This window comes from Paraburkholderia sp. GAS199 (assembly GCF_050436585.1).
Lineage (GTDB): Bacteria > Pseudomonadota > Gammaproteobacteria > Burkholderiales > Burkholderiaceae > Paraburkholderia.
On the sequence record NZ_JBNDMM010000006.1, the window covers coordinates 116,242 to 135,664 of the forward strand.

General features: G+C 63.0%; 17 protein-coding genes. 13 read left to right on the forward strand and 4 right to left on the reverse strand.

What is annotated here, in order from left to right:
• The first annotated feature begins 135 nt into the window (after positions 1–135).
• On the forward strand, positions 136–1,719 hold the full coding sequence (gene guaA, locus P3T18_RS22555) for a glutamine-hydrolyzing GMP synthase (protein ID WP_429302184.1): 1,584 nt from the start codon (positions 136–138) through the stop codon (positions 1,717–1,719).
• A gap of 51 nt (positions 1,720–1,770) precedes the next feature.
• Here the strand turns inward: guaA and P3T18_RS22560 are convergent, their stop codons facing one another.
• Positions 1,771–3,303, reverse strand: coding sequence for a UdgX family uracil-DNA binding protein (locus P3T18_RS22560; RefSeq protein WP_429302185.1), 1,533 nt, complete (start codon positions 3,301–3,303; stop codon positions 1,771–1,773).
• Positions 3,304–3,324: 21 nt separating this feature from the next.
• Positions 3,325–4,533, reverse strand: a complete 1,209-nt coding sequence (locus tag P3T18_RS22565; RefSeq protein ID WP_429302186.1) for a putative DNA modification/repair radical SAM protein — start codon at positions 4,531–4,533, stop codon at positions 3,325–3,327.
• A 171-nt stretch (positions 4,534–4,704) separates the two neighbouring features.
• Between P3T18_RS22565 and P3T18_RS22570 the strand changes: the two genes are divergently transcribed.
• The 11 genes from P3T18_RS22570 (at position 4,705) to P3T18_RS22620 (ending at position 15,102) form a co-directional block, all read left to right on the forward strand.
• Positions 4,705–5,304 carry a 2'-5' RNA ligase family protein gene (locus tag P3T18_RS22570; RefSeq protein WP_429302187.1) on the forward strand — a complete coding sequence of 200 codons (600 nt, stop codon included), beginning with the start codon at positions 4,705–4,707 and terminating at the stop codon, positions 5,302–5,304.
• 520 nt (positions 5,305–5,824) lie between these two features.
• Positions 5,825–6,226: a DnaJ family domain-containing protein gene (locus tag P3T18_RS22575; protein ID WP_429302536.1), complete on the forward strand. Its 402-nt coding sequence runs from the start codon at positions 5,825–5,827 to the stop codon at positions 6,224–6,226.
• 155 nt (positions 6,227–6,381) lie between these two features.
• Positions 6,382–6,960 carry a tRNA adenosine(34) deaminase TadA gene (tadA, locus tag P3T18_RS22580; protein WP_429302537.1) on the forward strand — a complete coding sequence of 193 codons (579 nt, stop codon included), beginning with the start codon at positions 6,382–6,384 and terminating at the stop codon, positions 6,958–6,960.
• Positions 6,961–6,998: 38 nt separating this feature from the next.
• Positions 6,999–7,925, forward strand: a complete 927-nt coding sequence (gene ldcA, locus P3T18_RS22585) for a muramoyltetrapeptide carboxypeptidase (protein WP_429302188.1) — start codon at positions 6,999–7,001, stop codon at positions 7,923–7,925.
• A gap of 324 nt (positions 7,926–8,249) precedes the next feature.
• Positions 8,250–8,978 carry a GntR family transcriptional regulator gene (locus P3T18_RS22590; protein WP_429302189.1) on the forward strand — a complete coding sequence of 243 codons (729 nt, stop codon included), beginning with the start codon at positions 8,250–8,252 and terminating at the stop codon, positions 8,976–8,978.
• Between the two features lie 362 nt (positions 8,979–9,340).
• Complete coding sequence (locus tag P3T18_RS22595) at positions 9,341–10,822, forward strand: NCS1 family nucleobase:cation symporter-1 (protein WP_429302190.1); 1,482 nt, start codon at positions 9,341–9,343, stop codon at positions 10,820–10,822.
• A gap of 26 nt (positions 10,823–10,848) precedes the next feature.
• Complete coding sequence (locus tag P3T18_RS22600; RefSeq protein ID WP_429302191.1) at positions 10,849–11,751, forward strand: aspartate/glutamate racemase family protein; 903 nt, start codon at positions 10,849–10,851, stop codon at positions 11,749–11,751.
• A gap of 265 nt (positions 11,752–12,016) precedes the next feature.
• The gene (puuE, locus tag P3T18_RS22605; protein ID WP_429302192.1) at positions 12,017–12,967 is read left to right on the forward strand and encodes an allantoinase PuuE; all 951 of its coding nucleotides are present in this window, start codon (positions 12,017–12,019) and stop codon (positions 12,965–12,967) included.
• Positions 12,964–13,485 carry a 2-oxo-4-hydroxy-4-carboxy-5-ureidoimidazoline decarboxylase gene (gene uraD, locus P3T18_RS22610; protein ID WP_429302193.1) on the forward strand — a complete coding sequence of 174 codons (522 nt, stop codon included), beginning with the start codon at positions 12,964–12,966 and terminating at the stop codon, positions 13,483–13,485. Before puuE ends, uraD begins: the two co-directional genes overlap by 4 nt.
• 94 nt (positions 13,486–13,579) lie before the next feature.
• On the forward strand, positions 13,580–14,593 hold the full coding sequence (gene alc / locus P3T18_RS22615) for an allantoicase (RefSeq protein WP_429302194.1): 1,014 nt from the start codon (positions 13,580–13,582) through the stop codon (positions 14,591–14,593).
• The gene (locus P3T18_RS22620) at positions 14,590–15,102 is read left to right on the forward strand and encodes an ureidoglycolate lyase (protein WP_429302195.1); all 513 of its coding nucleotides are present in this window, start codon (positions 14,590–14,592) and stop codon (positions 15,100–15,102) included. Before alc ends, P3T18_RS22620 begins: the two co-directional genes overlap by 4 nt.
• A gap of 578 nt (positions 15,103–15,680) precedes the next feature.
• Here the strand turns inward: P3T18_RS22620 and P3T18_RS22625 are convergent.
• Positions 15,681–16,874 (reverse strand): urate hydroxylase PuuD, encoded by a 1,194-nt coding sequence (locus P3T18_RS22625; protein ID WP_429302196.1) that lies wholly within the window; start codon positions 16,872–16,874, stop codon positions 15,681–15,683.
• 254 nt (positions 16,875–17,128) lie between these two features.
• Positions 17,129–17,482 (reverse strand): hydroxyisourate hydrolase, encoded by a 354-nt coding sequence (gene uraH / locus P3T18_RS22630; protein WP_429302197.1) that lies wholly within the window; start codon positions 17,480–17,482, stop codon positions 17,129–17,131.
• Positions 17,483–18,010: 528 nt separating this feature from the next.
• Between uraH and P3T18_RS22635 the strand changes: the two genes are divergently transcribed.
• The gene (locus P3T18_RS22635; protein WP_429302198.1) at positions 18,011–19,408 is read left to right on the forward strand and encodes an 8-oxoguanine deaminase; all 1,398 of its coding nucleotides are present in this window, start codon (positions 18,011–18,013) and stop codon (positions 19,406–19,408) included.
• Positions 19,409–19,423 lie beyond the last annotated feature (15 nt).

A 19,423-nucleotide genomic window follows, 5' to 3' on the forward strand; every position in this document is an offset into this window, starting at 1 on the left:
GCAACGTAGCGGAATCCGGCTCGCTTCACCGCTACACACCATGCTCGATCGTCCCCACGTGGACCGCTTTGAATTCAACGCCGCGCTTCGTGCGCGGCATTCCGTATCCGCTCACTTTTGACTCCGTCCGCTGCCATGCATGACAAGATCCTGATTCTCGACTTCGGTTCACAAGTCACCCAACTGATTGCACGTCGCGTCCGCGAAGCCAACGTGTACTCGGAAATCCATCCCTACGACGTCGACGCGTCGTTCATTCGCGACTTCGCGCCCAAGGGCGTGATCCTGTCCGGCGGACCGAGTTCGGTCACCGAAACGGATACGCCGCGCGTGCCGCAAGCGGTATTCGAACTCGGCGTGCCGGTGCTGGGCATCTGCTACGGCATGCAAGCCATGGCCGAGCAACTCGGCGGCAAGGTCGACAACGGCCATCTGCGTGAATTCGGTTACGCCGAAGTGCGCGCGCGCAACCATACGAGCCTGCTCGAAGGCATCAGCGACTTCACCACGCCGGAAGGTCACGGCATGTTGAAGGTGTGGATGAGCCACGGCGACAAGGTTCTGGAAATGCCGGAAGGCTTCCAGCTGATGGCGTCGACGGAATCCTGCCCGATCGCCGCGATGGCCGACGAAAAGCGCCACTTCTACGGCCTGCAATGGCATCCGGAAGTCACGCACACGGTCCAAGGCCGCGCCATGCTCGAGCGTTTCGTGCTCAAGATTTGCGGCGCACGTCCCGATTGGGAAATGGGCAATTACATCGACGAAGCCGTCGCCAAGATTCGCGAGCAGGTCGGCAAGGAACACGTGATCCTCGGCCTGTCGGGCGGCGTGGATTCGTCCGTGGCCGCGGCGCTGCTGCACCGCGCGATCGGCGATCAACTCACCTGCGTGTTCGTCGACCACGGCCTGCTGCGTCTGAACGAAGCCGAGCAGGTCATGGCTACGTTTGCCGATCACCTCGGCGTCAAGGTGATCCACGTCGACGCGAGCGAAGTGTTCCTGTCGAAGCTGGCTGGCGTGACCGACCCGGAAGCGAAGCGCAAGATCATCGGCGCCGAATTCGTCGAAGTGTTCCAGACGGAAGCCGGCAAGCTGACCGATGCGAAGTGGCTGGCGCAAGGCACCATCTATCCGGACGTGATCGAATCGGCCGGTAAGGGCAAGAAAGCAGCCCAGACGATCAAGAGCCACCACAACGTGGGTGGCCTGCCGGAAACGCTGAATCTGAAGCTGCTCGAACCGCTGCGCGAACTGTTCAAGGACGAAGTGCGCGAACTCGGCGTCAAACTCGGTTTGCCGGCGGCCATGGTGTATCGCCATCCGTTCCCCGGCCCGGGCCTCGGCGTGCGGATTCTCGGCGAAGTGAAGCGTGATTTCGCCGACCTGCTGCGCCGCGCGGACGCGATTTTCATCGAAACCTTGCGCACGTTTATCGACAAGGAAACCGGCAAGTCGTGGTACGACCTGACGAGCCAGGCGTTCGCGGTGTTTCTGCCGGTGAAGAGCGTGGGCGTGATGGGCGATGGCCGCACCTACGAATACGTGGTGGCGCTGCGTGCCGTGCAAACGCTGGACTTCATGACCGCACATTGGGCGCATCTGCCGCACGATCTGCTGGGCCATGTGTCGAACCGCATCATCAACGAAGTTCGCGGCATCAACCGGGTGGTGTACGACATCTCGGGCAAGCCGCCGGCAACGATCGAGTGGGAATGATCCCGTTACGGTAGTGGAAGCATAAAAACAGGGGCGCTGCGGCGCCCTTGTTTATTTCTGCGGCCTTCGCTTCGCCGGCGCCCCGGCTTCGGTCGATTTCGCAGCAATGGCTCGCGCGAGTTCTCGCGCACGCTCCAGCGCCGCGCTAATTTCGCCGAGTATCTGGTCGCGGCTGGCATCGTTCTGCTGCCTCAGCGCGAACGACGGATGATACGTGGCGACCGCCCGGCCATCGACCACGTCGAACGGCTCGTCAAGATAGTCCCGCAGGCTCGCTTGTTTGCCCAATAAAGCGTGAAGCGCGGTTGCTCCCAACGTAACGATGACATCCGGCCTGACTCGCCGCAGTTCTTCTTCGAGCCAGTAAGAGCACGCTTCCACTTCACGTTGACCCGGCGTTTTATGAAGCCTGCGCTTGCCGCGCGGCTCCCATTTGAAATGCTTCACGGCATTGGTCAGATAAAGCTCCGCGCGTTTCAGGCCGGCGCGCGTGATGGCGACATCCAGCAATTGCCCAGCGGGTCCGACGAACGGCTCACCGCTCAAGTCTTCCTGGTCGCCCGGCTGTTCGCCGATCAGCATGATGCGCGCGTTCTGCGGGCCGAAACCGCCTACTGCCTGCGTCGCGTTGCGCCACAGGTCGCAACGCCGGCAAGCGTCGAGCGAAGTGGGCAACTCCCGCGCGGGCTGCGCGGCCTCGGCTTCGACCGCAACCAGCTTGCCATTCAGTGCGCCGACGCTGCTTGCCTGCGCCAGCCGGCGCGCGCCGCTTCTGGCCTGGCTGATCATGTCCGGAATCAGGCGGCCTTCCGGCAAGCCTTTCCAGAAGCGCACGGGCATGTGCTGCTCCAGCGCGGTTTCGTTCAGCCGCGCCGGATTGAACGTGCTGCGATAGTACGCAAGCCAAAGTGCCTCGGCGGCGTCGGGCGTGTCGCACGCGTGGTCGGCGGGTAAAGCGCGGCGTTCGTCCAGATGGAGGTGCTGTCCGTCCCAGAAAGCCGCGCCATGCGGCGTGGCGATGAGCCAGGACGAGCGGCCCATGCGCTCGGCGAAGTGCTCTGCCGCCCACGGCAAGACGTCGTGGGCCGGTTCATACCATGCGATGTATTCGGGCACCGCGTCGGCCTGAGATTGCTGACGGAAGCGGACGTACGCAATCATGTCGTGTTGCGCGCGGCGCACGCTCTTCGCCATTCGATAGAGCCGGGCGCCGTCGGCGTCGGCCGGCGACGCCACCGAGCGGTCGCCGTTGTGCCAACGCCAAAGCACCTTGTACAGAAACGCCCAGCGCTGCGGATCGCGAAACGACGCGGCGTCTTTCAATAACGCGGCCAGCTCTTTCGAAACATGGACGGCGGGAGTGGGGCGCACGGTTCCTGTTGTTGTGTCTGCTTCGCCCGCTGTAGCCGCTTTGCCCGTCACGCCCATTTCGACGCCGAAGCCGCACGCCAATTGCCCTTGAAACGCATCGGAGCTTTCGGCTACGCGCCACTCGATTGCTTCAGGCGGCAGACATTCGGATATCGCGCCGAGCGCCGCAGCGCGCCACGCTGCGAAATTGTTGTCGACGATGATCGCGCGCATACGGATGCTTCCGGCGACGCCTCAAAGCAGCGCAAGCTGGACGGGCGGCGCCAGCACGCGGCGTAGCTGATCCGACGACGCGTCGTGCATGGCTGCGCGGTAGTCTTGCGTGACCACGAACGGCTTGATCTTTTCCATCGGACAACGCAGCCGCACCAGATCGTCGTAACGTATGCGCCGCGAACGACGCAATTCGACCAGCCGTTTTGCATTGCGCATGCCGATTCCCGGCACTCGAGAAATCATCCGCAGCGGAGCGCGATTCAGGTCGACCGGAAAATCGGCGCGGTGCGAGAGTGCCCATGCCAGTTTCGGGTCGATATCGAGCGAAAGATTGCCGGGTTGGCCCAGCAATTCGTCCACATTGAAGCCGTAGCCGCGCAACAGAAAATCTGCCTGATACAGCCGGTGCTCGCGCAATAACGGCGGTGCCTGAGCCGGTAACGCAGACGGGCTGTCCGGGATCGGACTGAACGCGGAGTAATACACGCGCTTCAGTTTGTACGACCCGTAAAGCGTTTCGGCGGTTTGCAGAATGGTGCGGTCATCGGTTTGATCAGCGCCGACGATCATTTGCGTACTTTGACCCGCCGGCGTGAACTTCGGCGCTTTCGCGTCGCTCTGCGCCTCTTCCTGCGCAAGCCGGATCGATCCCATAGCCAGCTTGATGGTGCGAACGTCTTTTTCCGGCGCAAGGCGCGCCAGGCTGCCATGCGTGGGCAACTCGATATTGACGCTGAGGCGATCGGCGTAGCGCCCGGCTTGCGCGATCAGTTGCGGGTCGGCATCCGGGATGGTTTTCAGATGCAGATAGCCGCGAAACTGATGATCTTCTCGCAGCGACTGCGCGACACGCACCAGTTGCTCCATGGTGTAGTTCGACGACTGAATGATGCCGGAGCTCAGGAACAGCCCGTCGATATAGTTGCGGCGATAGAAGTCCAGCGTGAGATCGACGACTTCCTCAGGCGTGAAGCGTGCTCGCGGCACGTTGCTGGAACGCCGGTTCACACAGTATTGGCAGTCGTAAAGACAAAAATTGGTGAGCAGGATTTTCAGCAACGACACGCAACGCCCGTCGGGCGTGAAGCTATGACAGATTCCGGCGCCCGTGCTGGCGCCCAGCCCGGCAATGCCACGAGAGCCGCGTTTGGGTGCGCCGCTGCTGGCGCAGGACGCGTCGTATTTCGCCGCGTCGGCCAGAACTTCCAGCTTTTTGAGCAATTCCACGTTGCCGCCGATACTGTATGGATGTACAGTATTGTACGTAGGCAGTTGGCAAGCGCAAGGCTTTTTTGGCAAACCAGGTCGAGCCTGCCGAAGTCTCGCGGCAAGCGGGCGGTCCCGCATCAGTGAACTGAGATTCATCACGCATGTGTGCATTATTGAGTCAGGGGCGTCATGCCTGAGCAACTTTGGCTGCCGGGACTCGAGGCGCCCCCCGTGCCTACCGATGGCCTTTTTTTCGCCGTTTTCCCGGACAGCAAAACCGCTGCGGGTATCGCGAAACTGGCCCAAGGCTTATGCGCGGAGACCCGCTCGCGGAGCAAGCCGCTCGCGGCCAACCGGCTGCACGTCACGTTGCATCATCTGGGCAATTTCGTGGGTGGTCTGCCGCAAGACCAGGTGGAGGCCGCAATGCGGTCGGCGGCGTCGATTCGCATGGCGCCGTTTAGCGTCGAATTCGACCGCACGACGAGTTTTGCGTCGAAACCGCGGCCGGGCCCGCTGGTGCTGGCGGGCGGCGAGGGTGTCGGCGGCCTTCATGCGCTGCACGAAGCGTTGGCGTCGGCGTTGCAAACCGAAGGTTTTGCGGCGCGGGCAGAGCGATTCGACACGCCGTACACACCGCACGTGACGCTGGCATACGGCATTCCGTGGATGGAAGCGCGGCCTGTCGAGGCGGTGTGCTGGAACGTGCGGGAATTGGTGCTCGTGCACAGTCTGCTCGGCCGCACGCGTCACGTTGCGCTGGCGCGTTGGCCGTTGACAGAGGAGTGAAGGCGCGAGTGGCGGGGTGGTGACGGTTCGCGGGTCGATGGTCCAGATGGCGGCGCGGCTGGCTCAGAACCGCATGCCGGTCGCGCAACCACCGGCAAAACCGCTGCCGCTGCCGCTGCCTCCGGCGCCGCCGCACACTACGCCACAGCCTGTCAGCAACAGTGCGATTGCTGCGGCGGCGAATGCCGTGCGTGGCGACGGGAAGCGCATGCGGTTCTGGAAAGGGGCGGTGAGGCTGCGCGCCGGGTTGCGGCGGAGCGCTGCGCTTTCAGCGCGGTGGTCGACTAATCGGAAGGGCATGAGCACAAAATCCACAAAAAATTGGTTGATCTGCGGCAGCCGTGGTTCGTCGTCAATCTGTCTGACGTGAGCGGCCGCTCGTGGTCTAGCAAGCTAGTTCGCGCTATGCGGTTTCCGAATAGGCTATATCTGGAAACCTAGGGGGATTCGTCGGTCTGGGGCGCGGAACTGTCTGGCGCTCCCTGATAGAATGCTTGGGCCGCAACGTTGTGGATTGCAGATGAAATTGCTTGATGCGTTAGTCGAACAACGTATTGCCGCCGCGGCCGCGCGCGGCGAGTTCGACGATTTGCCCGGCGCCGGTGCGCCCCTGCCTATCGAGGACGACGCACTCGTCCCCCAGGAAGTGCGGGTTGCAAACCGAATTTTGAAAAATGCGGGTTTCGTGCCGCCGGCTATCGAGCAGTTGCACGCCTTGCGTGACCTGCAGGCCGAACTGAATGCCGTGAGCGACAAAGCCACTCGCTGCCGCCTTCAGGCGCGCATGCTGGCGCTCGACATGGCGCTCGAATCGCTGCGTGGAGGTCCACTGGTCCTGCCGCGAGAATATTGCCGGAGAATTGCCGAGCGCCTGAACGAGCGCACCGGCAAGCTCGATCCGGCCAGCTCGGGCTCGCAGTGAGCGAGCCGCTTGTCCACGGCAACGGGCCGGATCGGGAAGAGCATGGATTGTCGGCTGACGTGAACGACGCGTCGCGCGTCCCGATCGAAACTGACGATACGAGCGTCGTTGCGCCGGCTTCGGCGTGCCGCCCTTCCGTCGGCGAACCGGCTGCGCTGTCGCCGCTGCCCGTTTCCGAACGCGACCTCCGTTTCATGCAACTGGCGCAAGCCGCGGCCGAAGAGGCGCGCGCGGCGGGCGAAGTGCCAGTCGGCGCCGTGCTGGTTCGGGGCGACGAAGTCATCGCGAAAGGTTTCAATCATCCGATTGGCGCGCACGACCCGTCGGCGCACGCGGAGATGATTGCGTTGAGAGCGGCGGCGCAGGCGGTCGAGAATTATCGTCTGCCGGGCTGCGAGCTTTACGTCACGCTGGAGCCCTGTCTGATGTGCGCCGGCGCAATCATGCATGCGCGCATTGCTCGCGTGGTGTTTGGCGCGCGCGATCCCAAGACGGGAGCGTGCGGCAGCGTCGTCGATGCATTTGCGAATGGGCAGTTGAATCATCACACCACAGTAACCGGCGGCGTGCTTGAAGACGAATGCGGTGCTGCGCTCAAGTCTTTCTTCGCCGAGCGGCGACGTGCAAGTCGCGAAGCGCGTGCGGCGGCACGCGCCGGGGCGTTGACGGCGTCCGGCGCAGCGGACGAAGATCACGTGTCAGGCGGCGCGCAAGGCGAGCCCGGCGGCGTCTGAGTTACATCAAAACAACAACGTTCAGCGAGGTCCCGCTTATGGCCGTCCACCGCACCATCGAACTGATCGCGCCGTCGGGATATCCGCATGACCCCGTCGTGCTGCATCGTGCGTTGCACCGCTTGCAGGCGCAGGGACATCGCGTCGAAGGCGCGGAGACCGCGCGGCGCCGGTATCAGCGTTTTGCCGGCACCGACGGCGAGCGTGCCGCGGACCTCAACCGGCTCGCCGATCCGTCGCGCGAACTTCCCGACATCGTGCTGGCCGTGCGGGGCGGCTACGGCGCCGTGCGCATTCTGCACGGGCTCGATTACGAAGGGCTGCAAAAGCGGCTGTCGGGTCAGGCGGTCGCGCTGGTCGGTCATAGCGACTTCACGGCGGTGCAGCTTGCGCTACTGGCGCGCGCGGGTGTCAAGACGTTCGGCGGCCCGATGCTGATGAGCGACTTCGGCGCCGAGCAGCTAAGCGAATTCACCATGCAGCATTTCTGGTCGGCGCTGACCAGCCCGAGCATGACGGTGAGCAGCAATGTGCCGCAAGCGCAAAGCGTCGACGTGTCCGGCATGTTGTGGGGCGGCAATCTGGCCGTGTTGTCATCCCTGATCGGCACGCCTTATATGCCGCCGGTGCAGGGCGGCATTCTCTTTCTCGAAGACGTCAACGAGCAGCCGTTCCGGCTTGAACGGATGATGTACCAGTTGCATCTGTCGGGCATTCTCGCGCAGCAGCAGGCCGTCGTGCTCGGCGACTTTTCGGGCGGCAAATCCTACGATTACGACAACGGTTACGACCTGCACGCGATGATCGAACAGATGCGCTCGGTGATCGGCATTCCGATTGTGACTGGCCTGCAGTTCGGCCATGTCGCGAACATGCTGACGCTGCCGGTGGGGGCGGATGCGCATCTGGTCGCCGGCGCGCATGGGTTCAAGCTGTCGTTGTCGGGCTATCCGTATCTGACCTGAACTGACCATGGACATGGAAACGGGCGTCAGCCCGTTTTTTACTCCATTAGAACGCAACTAACGGTCAGGTTGTGCAAGTTTCCACGTGCAGCATCCACAGTGAAGGTCCACCGCATTTTGTTGACAAAAACCGTCTGCAACAAAGCGCCGCGTGCTCGCTTAATTAAACCGCTATTGAAGCTGGACAGCGCTCACCCGCCACAGCACAGCCGTCACGCTCACCTCGACACGGACCATCCACGAACGATTGTCAATTTTCAACGGAAAAATTGTTGACAATCTTTATGTCCGTCCTATGATGACCAACATACCGAGACGACAATCATGTCCGACACAGAAACCGCTGCCGCCAATAGTTCGAAACCCGAAGCGATCGCCGAGCGCATCCGCGCAGCGATCCTCGAGCATCGGCTGGCGCCGGGTGCAAAGCTGACAGAAGCACAGTTGTGCGAAGTATTTGGTGTGAAGCGTGGGCCGATCCGGCAAGCGTTGGCGCAACTCGCCACGGACCATCTGGTCGATCTCGAACCGAATCGTGGTGCGTTCGTCGCAAGTCCGTCGCTGCAGGAAGTGCATGAGGTGTTCGAAATGCGCCGCATTATCGAGCTTGCCGTGGTCGAAAAGATTTGCAGTGGTCACGGCATGCGGCGTTTGAAGAGTATCGGCAGCATGATCGGGCGCGAACGCAAGGCGTTCGAGACTCGCGATTTCCCGGCGTGGATTCGTCTGTCCGGCGAATTTCACACCGAGCTCGCCGGGCTCACCGGTAATGCCGTGCTATGCGACTGCCTGAACGGACTGGTGGCGCGTTCCACGCTGATTTCCGCGCTGTACGAGTCACTCGGACGCAGCCCATGCTCGTTCGAAGACCACGAAGCCATTCTCGCCGCGCTCGACGCCGGCGATGCGAAAGAGGCCGCGGCACTCATGTCGCGCCATCTGCAAAGCGTCGAGTTGAAGATGCTGGATCGCCCCGCGCGAGGCGCGGCCGATCTGCACGAAGTATTCGGTGCGCAAGGCGGTGCATCGAAGAGCAAGTCCGCGCCCGTCTGAGGCAAGCGGCCGGCGTGCGCGCCTTGCTGGTGCGCGCCGCACAGTATTGAACTGGACTGAACCGAACTGGATAGAGCGTCGAGCGCGACAAGGCAGCCTGGCATAGGCGCTGCCGGCTTGCGCACGCGTGGCCGTCGCTGCACGACAGCCTTCGAGCAGGAATGTATCGCCGGAAGTTCGCGGTTGCCGGCGGTGCAAGTACGACAAGCACGATACCAACTACATCGTTTCCGAGACATCCGCGGCGCGGCTGGCCGGTGGCGTGACGTCTTTCGTCCTGACAAGGCGAAGAGGGCGCTCCTGGCACGGCCGATGCAAGTCCTTCGATCAGCGATCGAGGGTCCCTATCCCAAGGAGGAATCATGGCCCAGTTCAGTGCAGCGCCCGGCAATCCCGCCATTCCAACGTACAGCGAGAGCGATGCGTCGAGCGACAGCGCATTGCCCGCAGGCTATAGCGAACGTCTCTACAACGAAGACCTCGCGCCCCTGCGCCACCAGACCTGGGGCGCCTATAACATCTTCGCGTTCTGGATGTCCGACGTGCACAGCGTCGGCGGCTACGTATTCGCGGGCAGTCTGTTCGCGCTCGGCCTGACGAGCTGGCAGGTGCTGATCGCGCTGCTGGTCGGCATCACGATCGTCAACGTGTTGTGCAATCTGATTGCACGGCCGAGCCAGGCGAACGGCGTGCCTTATCCGGTCGCATGCCGCGCCACGTTCGGCGTGCTCGGCGCCAATATTCCGGCAGTCATTCGCGGCCTGATCGCGGTGGCCTGGTACGGCATTCAGACCTATCTGGCGTCGAGCGCGCTCGTCATCGTGGTGCTGAAATTCGTTCCGCAATTGCTGCCTTATGCCGACGTGCATCATCACGGTTTCATGGGCCTGTCCACACTGGGCTGGTCCGGCTTCATGCTGCTGTGGGTGCTGCAGGCGCTGGTGTTCTGGCACGGCATGGAAACGATCAAGAAATTCATCGACTTCGCCGGTCCCGCTGTGTACGTGGTGATGTTCGCGCTCGCCGGCTACATGGTGTATCGCGCAGGATGGCGAAACATCGGCATCAATCTCGGCGGTGTCAAATATCACGGCACGGAAGTGTTGCCGGTGATGATCACGGCCACCTCGCTCGTGGTGTCGTATTTCTCCGGGCCGATGCTCAATTTCGGCGACTTCTCACGCTACGGCAAAAGCTTTCGCAGCGTGAAGCGCGGCAACTTCTGGGGTCTGCCGGTCAACTTTCTTGCCTTCTCGCTCGTGACTGTCGTCACGACCGCGGCCACGTTGCCCGTGTTCGGCCAACTCATCACCGATCCGGTCGAAACCGTGGGCCGTATCGATTATCCGACCGCGGTGATTCTCGGTGCGCTGACGTTCACGATCGCCACCATCGGGATCAATATCGTCGCCAACTTCGTGTCGCCGGCTTTCGACTTCTCGAACGTCGCGCCGCGTCTCATCAGCTGGCGCGCGGGCGGCATGCTCGCGGCAGTGGCGTCGATCTTCATCACGCCGTGGAACCTGTTCAACAACCCGGCCGTGATCCACTACACGCTCGACGTGCTCGGCAGCTTCATTGGGCCTTTGTACGGCGTCCTGATCATTGACTACTATCTGGTGAAGCGTCAGAAAATCGTGCTGGACGATCTGTACACGGTGTCGCCGAACGGCGCGTACTGGTACAGAAACGGCGTGAATTATCGTGCGGTGGCGGCATTGCTGCCGGCCGCGGTGATCGCCGTGATCTGCGTGATGACACCGGCGCTCGAAAGCCTCGCGAATTTCTCATGGTTCATCGGCGCCGCGCTGGGCGCAGTGTTTTATCGTGTGCTGGCGCGCTGAGCGTTCGGGCCGCAACAGGAGTGGATATGCGCATCAAACTGATCAACCCGAACACGACGCAACGCATGACCGAGGCCATGGGCCGCTGCGCGCGTGAGGTGGCGTCGCCGGGCACGGAAGTGATCGCCACGAATCCGACCATGGGACCGCCGTCGATCGAAGGCTATTACGACGAAGCGCTCGCCACGCCCGGTCTGCTGGCCGAGGTCATGGCGGGCGAGCGCGACGGGTGCGACGGCTACGTGATCGCCTGCTTCGGCGACCCCGGTCTCTACGCGGCGCGCGAGTTGGCGCGCGGCCCTGTGATCGGCATCGCAGAAGCAGCGATGCACGCGGCGAGTGTGCTGGCGCCGGGCTTCTCGGTGGTGACCACGCTGGCGCGTACCTGCGGCATGGCGTGGCATCTCGCCGAGCGTTACGGCATGAAGCGCTTTTGCCGCAACGTGCGGGCAACTGACGTCGCGGTGCTCGACCTCGACAAGCCGGGTTCGGCGGCGCGCCGCATCATTCTGGACGAATGCCGGCGCGCGCTGGCGGAAGACGGGTCCGATGCGATCGTGCTGGGTTGCGCGGGCATGGCCGAGTTGTGCGCGGAAATCGAGGATGCGCTGGGCGCGCCGGTCATCGAAGGGGTGACGGCCGCGCTCAAGTGGACCGAAGCGCTGGTGGCCCTGCGTCTGGCCACCGCCAAGCGCGGTGACTACGCGCGGCCGCTGGCGAAGCGCTACGACGGCGCGCTCGAATCGTTCAGCCCGACTGGAGCGGACCTCAATCCCGCCGCGCCGCGCACGGCGACCGGCAGCGCGGCGGAAGCCGTGGCGGCTAGCGGCCTGCTGCGGGTAAACACGGAAGGTCGCACGCAAACGCTCGCCGAAGGGTCGGCGCAGCAGCACCCGGCCGAACCGGCTTCGCACATACATTCAGTCTGACTCGCACTATCTGCCCCGGTGTATGGGCGCACCGGGGTGTTTTCGCTAAACTGGGTCAACTCGGCGCCAGTGTCCCGCAGGCGTGCAACCGGTGCGTCGGCGGTGCTTCAGCGCTGCATCGGGGCGTTCCGGGGCGTGCCGCAAGTCTCGCGTTGCGTCCGCGTTCCATCGGTTTAGCACGTGGAACCACGACATTCCCGGACTGGTCCCGCGCGAACTTTCGTATCGTTACAACGCTCGTTATCACGTATCTATCCGTCAAAACATGCCACTCGACTCGAACTATCCGCGCGATCTGATCGGCTACGGCCGCCACCCAGTGCAGGCGAACTGGCCGGGGCGCGCGCGCGTCGCGGTGCAATTCGTGCTGAACTACGAGGAAGGCGGCGAGAACTGCGTCCTGCACGGCGATCCGGGCTCGGAGCAGTTCCTGTCGGAAATCGTGGGCGCGGCCGCTTATCCGGCTCGCCACATGAGCATGGAATCGATTTACGAATACGGCTCGCGCGCGGGCGTCTGGCGCATCCTGCGCGAGTTCGAAAAGCGCGGCTTGCCGCTCACGGTTTTCGGCGTCGGCATGGCGATCGAACGCAATCCCGAAGTGGCGCGCGCTTTTGTCGAACTCGGTCATGAGATCGCGTGTCACGGTTATCGCTGGATTCACTATCAGGACGTGTCGCCGGAAAAAGAAGCCGAGCATATGCGCCTCGGCATGGAAGCGATCCAGCGAGTTACCGGCGAGCGTCCGCTCGGCTGGTACACCGGCCGCGACAGCCCGAATACTCACCGGCTGGTCGCCGAATACGGCGGCTTCCTGTACGACTCGGATTACTACGGCGACGACCTGCCGTTCTGGATGGACGTCGAAGTGACGGGCGGCGCGACGAGCCCGCAGCTGATCCTGCCGTACACGCTCGACACCAACGACATGCGTTTCGCCAGCCCGCAGGGCTTCAACACCGCGGACCATTTCTTCACGTATCTGCGCGACGCCTTCGATGTCCTCTACGAAGAAGGCGACGAAGCGCCGAAGATGCTGTCGATCGGCATGCACTGCCGTTTGCTCGGCCGGCCTGGACGCTTCCGCGCACTGCAACGTTTTCTCGATCACATCGAACAGCACGATCGCGTGTGGGTGACGCGGCGCGTCGATATCGCGCGCCATTGGCGCGAACATCACCCTTACCAGCAAAACAACCGCGGGGCTGCGGCATGAAGGCGATGCAATACACTCTGAACCACCTCAACAGCACCTCCACCGACGCGTTCGTCGCGGCGCTGTCGGGCATTTTCGAGCACTCGCCGTGGGTGGCGGAAATCGCGGCGGGCCAGCGCCCGTTCGCGAGCATCGACGAACTGCATCGGAAGATGTCGAACATCGTCGAGACAGCCGGCGAAGACAGGCAGCTCGCGTTGATCAACGCTCACCCGGAACTGGCGGGTAAGGCGGCGGTGCGCGGCGAACTGACGGCCGAATCGACGCGTGAGCAAAGCGGCGCCGGCCTCGCGCAATGTACCCAGGAAGAATTCGACAAACTGCTCGCGCTGAACAGTGCGTATCGCGAGAAGTTCGGATTCCCGTTCATCCTCGCGGTGCGTGGCTACGATCGCCACGGCATCATCGCCAACTTCGAAGCGCGCGTGAACAATAGCCGCGCCGACGAATTGCGCGCGAGTCTCGATCAGATCTACCGTATCGCACGTTTCCGGCTCGACGACCTGATCGACGCATGAAGCACAGGCATGGCGTCGACGCGGCAGGAATGCGCGTCTCGCCCGTCGCACCGGAACGTTTTTTCTGCACTAACAAAGACTAAGGAAGACAAAGATGGCACTCCCGATTCTCGACCCCAATGCCCCGGAATTCACGCGTCGCTACGTGAACCTCGCGGACCCGCGTCTGGGCGCGCAGGCGCTCGAGTCCAGCGACGATTTCTTCGCACCGAAGGAACGCATGCTGAATCCGGAGCCGGCCGTCTTCATTCCGGGCAAGTACGACGACAACGGCAAGTGGATGGACGGCTGGGAAACGCGCCGCAAGCGCGCCACCGGCTACGACTGGTGCGTCGTCAAGCTCGCGCGTCCCGGCGTGATCAAGGGTCTCGATCTCGATACGAGCCACTTCACGGGCAATTTTCCGCCGGCAGCTTCGGTGGAAGCCGCACGTGTAGTCGACGGTGCGCCGAACCAGTCCACGCAATGGACCGAGATCGTTCCGTCGACCACGCTGCAGGGCAATAGCCATCACTACCACGAAGTCAGCGACGCCAACGCGTACACGCATCTGCGCGTGAACATCTATCCGGACGGCGGTATTGCGCGTCTGCGCGTGTACGGTCAGCCGCAAGTCGACTGGGCCGGCGCGAGCCGCACCGAGCAGTTCGATCTCGCCGCGATGGAAAACGGCGCGTATCTGGTCGCGGCGAACAACCAGCACTTCGGCGCAGCGTCCACCATTCTGATGCCGGGCCGCGGCGTGAACATGGGCGACGGCTGGGAAACGCGTCGCCGTCGCGAACCGGGCAACGACTGGGCGATCGTCGCGCTGGCACAACCGGGCGTCATCAAGAAGATCGAAGTGGACACGGCTCACTTCAAGGGCAATTTCCCGGATCGCTGCTCGATCCAGGCGGCCTACGTCACGGGTGGCACCGATAGCTCGCTCGTCACGCAAGCCATGTTCTGGCCGGTGCTGCTGGGCGAACAGAAGCTGAAGATGGACAACCAGCATTATTTCGAAAGCGAAATCGCCGCGCTGGGTCCGGTCACGCACGTGCGCTTTAACATCATTCCCGATGGCGGCGTGTCGCGTCTGCGTCTGTGGGGCACGCTCGCATCATGAAAGCGCTCGCCATCGAACCGCTGACCAAGGCAGCGTTCGCTCCGTTCGGCGACGTGATCGAACTCGACGGCGCGAAGCAGATTCCGATCAACCTCGGCACGACGATCCGTTATCACGATCTCGCGAAAGTGGACGTGACCGACGAAAGCGGCCGCACGCTGGTCAATCTGTTCCGCGGACAGCCGCGTACGCTGCCGTTCGAGGTGAAGATGCTCGAACGTCATCCGCTCGGCAGTCAGGCGTTCGTGCCGCTGAACGACAAGCCGTATCTGGTGGTCGTCGCGCCGGCCGGCGAGTTGGATCCGCAGGCGATTCGCGCGTTCGTGACGAGCGGCTGGCAGGGCGTGAATTACGCCAAGGGTGTCTGGCACCATCCGCTGATCGCGTTGGGCGAAGTGAGCGACTTTATCGTCGTGGATCGCGGCGGTGAGGGCCTGAATCTCAACGAGCAGGATCTGCTGGAATCGCTCTGGCTCACCGAAGACGTGTTGAACGCCCTGGCCGTTTGAAGCCGGCCGCGGCGGCCACGCTGGTCGCATTCGAGCCGGGTGGTTCGTCAGGAAAAGCCCGCAGTGTCATGCTGCGGGCTTTTTGTTTTTGGTCGGTTGCGTGGGGCGTGGGTGTGGCGAGGTGAGGTGAGGTGAGGGCGTCGCGAAGGTGACACGCGGTAGTCGTTAATCGTTCGGCTAATGTGCCGCAACGTGGTGGGCAAACGCGTGATTGCTGTCCTGCGCTCGAGCCGCCGGCGCTGCTGTGTCCACAAGCGCCGACAGCAGCGGCAGTCTTGCGTAGCAGACGGTGAACGTGCGCCGCTTTATTCGCGCCAACAAAAAAACACAGCCTGCGACGCTGCGTAAGAACACGTATCCCAACGTACATCTGTTGCTTCGAGAAGACCATCGCGCCGTCGCTCAATCGAGAGTCCGACAAGCCGCGAGCGCTTTTCTCGCAAGAAACCCGCACAGCATTAGCACATAAGCAACGGCACCATCACGAGCATGAACAAGAACACGAACACCACCAACAAAAAAGCGGGCTTCCCGCTCACGCGAAAAGCCCGCTTTTCCAGTCCAGCTAATCTTCCAGCTTACTTCACAGCGCCGCCCTCGAACCACGCGGCGATCTTCGTGCGTTCTTCGTCGGTCATGTGCGTGACGTTGCCGAGCGGCATGGCCTTCAACGTGACAGCCTGCTGATAGATGCGCTGTGCGTTCTGCGAGATCTCGTCCGGCGTATCCAGCAGCACGCCGGCGGGCGCGCTGCCCATCATCGTCGGATGCGCGGAGTGACAGGCCACGCAGCGCTGTTGCAGCACCGGCGCGATGTCGGCCACCTTGACCGACGGCATGTTCGCTGCCTGCGCTTGCGGCATGACCGGCTTCGGCATCGTCCAGAAGAGTGCGCCGAACATCAGTGCGATGCCGACCAGCGGCAGATACCACAGCACCTGGCCACGGTGACGCATCACGAAGAACTGACGGATCAGCGCGCCGGCCAGCATGATGACGAGCAGCACGGCCCAGTTGTACGGATGCGTGTACGTCATCGCGTAGTGGTTCGACAGCATCGCGAACACCACGGGCAGCGTGAAATACGTGTTGTGCACCGAGCGCTGCTTGCCGCGCTTGCCGTAGATCGGATTCGGCACGTCGCCCTTGAGCATCGCGTCGACCATCTTGCGCTGGCCCGGAATGATCACGAAGAACACGTTCGCCGACATGATCGTGGCCAGCATCGCGCCCATGATCAGGTAGGCAGCGCGGCCCGCGAAGATGTGGCACGCGAGCCACGCGGCGATGAACACATACACGCCGACGCAGATGCCGAGCGCCTTGTCTTTGGTGCCGAGCAGACGGCACAGCGAGTCATAGACGATCCAGCCCGCGGCAAGAAAGCCGATTGCCGAAGCCACGGCCACGACCGGACCCATGTCGAGCACGTTCTTGTCGATCAGATACGTGGACGGCGAGAACAGATACAGCACGGTAAAGAGACCGAAGCCCGACAGCCACGTGGTGTACGACGGCCACTTCGACCAGTGCAGATCGTCCGGCATTTCCGGCGGCGCCACGGTGTACTTCTGCATGTTGTAGAAGCCGCCGCCGTGCACGTGCCACAGTTCGCCGAACACGCCGCGTTTGCGCTGGTTCGGATCGGTCGGCGGTTTGAGACTGTTGTCGAGCGCGACGAAATAGAACGACTCGCCGATCCATGCGATCGCGGCGATGACGTGGAACCAGCGAATCGCCAGATTCAGCCAGTCGGTGATAAAGCCTTCCATGAAACTCCTCCACTTCTGATTCGTTGTACGTGCAGCGGCGCCGGTTGTTCACTGCGCCGTGGTCGAGCCCGTTTGAGAAGGCCGCCGGCAAGTGAAGCGTCACTGCACAGACTGCGGGGTAAAAGGCGCGGTGCGCTCAGTTCGCACGACGCTGTTTTTCGCTTTTGTGTTGTTCGGACTTCAAGGCGAGTCGTACGCATTCGATTGCGCTTTGCGGAGGTCTCCACGAATCCGCACAGAGCAACCGGCTACGCCTAACTCCCGCGATACGTGCTGTACGACCACGGCGACACCAGCAGCGGCACGTGATAGTGCGCGCGGGCATCGGCCACGCCGAAGCGCAGCACGACGCGGTCGACGAAACGCGGCTCGGGTACCTTGGTGCCGATCGACGCGAAATAGTCGCCCGCGCCGAACACGAGTTCGTATTCGCCCGTGACTAGCGCGTCGCCCTCGAGCAGCGGCTGGTCGCAGCGTCCGTCGTCATTGGTGGTGGTGGTTTTGAGCGCGCGGCGGGTGTCGCCCGAGAGCGCGAAGAGTTCGACCTTGATGCCCGCGCCGGGACGGCCGTTCGCGGTGTCGAGCACATGGGTAGTGAGCTTTCCCATTCGCAATTTTCCTTATGTGAATGCGAGGTTTCGGCGGCGGCCCGATCCAGATACGTTTGCGGCGGATCGAGGCTCCACGTCAGTGGCTACATACCCGTCGGCGAATTGAAGCGAGCGCCGTGGCAGCCATTGTAAAAAGGTTGTTCCGTTCAGCGCGCCCGCGATAGGAAAGATAATAGCTGGCGCATGACAGACAGCCTGCTGAAAGCCGCGGCAGGTCGCTTTGGCCGGCCACGACCGTTCATTCGATACCTCGGCGGATCGTACCGGCGCCAAAAAAGGCCCACTATATCGGCAGGCTGAAGTTGGGTATCGGGCTGGCGCGAGTTGTCAGCATTATTTTGGCCGTCGAAGGTTATGCCTGTGCGGCGCGGCGAAGAAAGGTTCGGCGGCGGCGCACCCCGAAGACGGCGTCATGACGCTGGGTAACCGGGCCAACGGCGTTCGACGGGACGCGGCGGCACGGTTTGGCGTGCCGTCACATCGCGTTCGAACGGCTTTGCATGGAAGAACGAAGCGGAGAAGCGAATGACGATGGAACAAGCGGCCCAACGGTCCAACAAGCCCGGCAAGACGATGCTGGTGAAGCACGCGGACGTGCTGGTCACGATGGACGGCGCCCGGCGCGAGTTGCGCGACGGCGGCCTGTATATCGAAGACAACCGGATCGTCGCGGTCGGACCGACGGCGGAACTGCCGCAAACGGCCGACGAAGTGCTGGACATGCGCGGGCATCTGGTGATTCCGGGGCTGGTCAACACCCACCACCACATGTATCAGAGCCTGACGCGCGCGATTCCCGCCGCGCAGGACGCCGAGCTGTTCGGCTGGCTGACGAACCTGTACAAGGTGTGGGCGAACCTCACGCCGGAAATGATCGAAGTCTCGACCCTGACGGCGATGGCCGAGTTGCTGCTGTCGGGCTGCACGACGTCGAGCGACCATCTGTATATCTATCCGAACGGCAGCCGCCTCGACGACAGCATCACGGCGGCGCGCCGGATCGGTATGCGCTTTCATGCGGCTCGCGGCAGCATGAGCGTCGGGCAGAAAGACGGCGGTCTGCCGCCGGATTCGGTGGTCGAACGCGAAGCCGACATTCTCAAGGACACACAGCGTCTGATCGAGACGTATCACGACGAAGGGCGTTACGCGATGCTGCGCGTGGTGGTCGCGCCGTGCTCGCCGTTCTCGGTGAGCCGCGATCTGATGCGCGAGTCGGCGACGATGGCGCGGCACTACGGCGTCTCGCTGCACACGCACCTCGCCGAGAACGTCAACGATATTGCCTACAGCCGGGAGAAGTTCGGCATGACGCCGGCCGAGTACGCGGAAGACCTCGGCTGGGTCGGCCACGACGTCTGGCACGCGCACTGTGTGCAACTCGACGAAGCGGGCATCGAACTGTTCGCGCGCACCGGCACCGGCGTCGCGCACTGTCCGTGTTCGAACATGCGGCTCGCGTCCGGCATCGCGCCGGTCAAGCGCATGCGCCTCGCGGGCGTGCCGGTCGGCCTCGGCGTGGACGGCTCGGCGTCGAACGACGGCGCGCAGATGGTGGCGGAAGTGCGTCAGGCCTTGCTGCTGCAGCGCGTCGGCTTCGGTCCCGATGCAATGACGGCGCGCGAGGCGCTGGAGATCGCCACGTTAGGCGGCGCCAAGGTGTTGAATCGCGACGATATCGGCGCGCTGGCGCCGGGCATGGCGGCGGATTTCGTGTCGTTCGATCTGCGTCAGCCGCTGTTCGCGGGCGCGTTGCACGATCCGGTGGCGGCGCTGGTGTTCTGCGCGCCGTCGCAGGTGAGTCATAGCGTGATCGGCGGCAAGGTGGTGGTGAAAGACGGACAGTTGACGACGCTGGAACTCGGGCCCGTCATTGAGCAGCACAACCGCCTGGCGAAGGTGCTTTACGAAGCGGCGGCCTGAGCGTCGGGTGAGAGG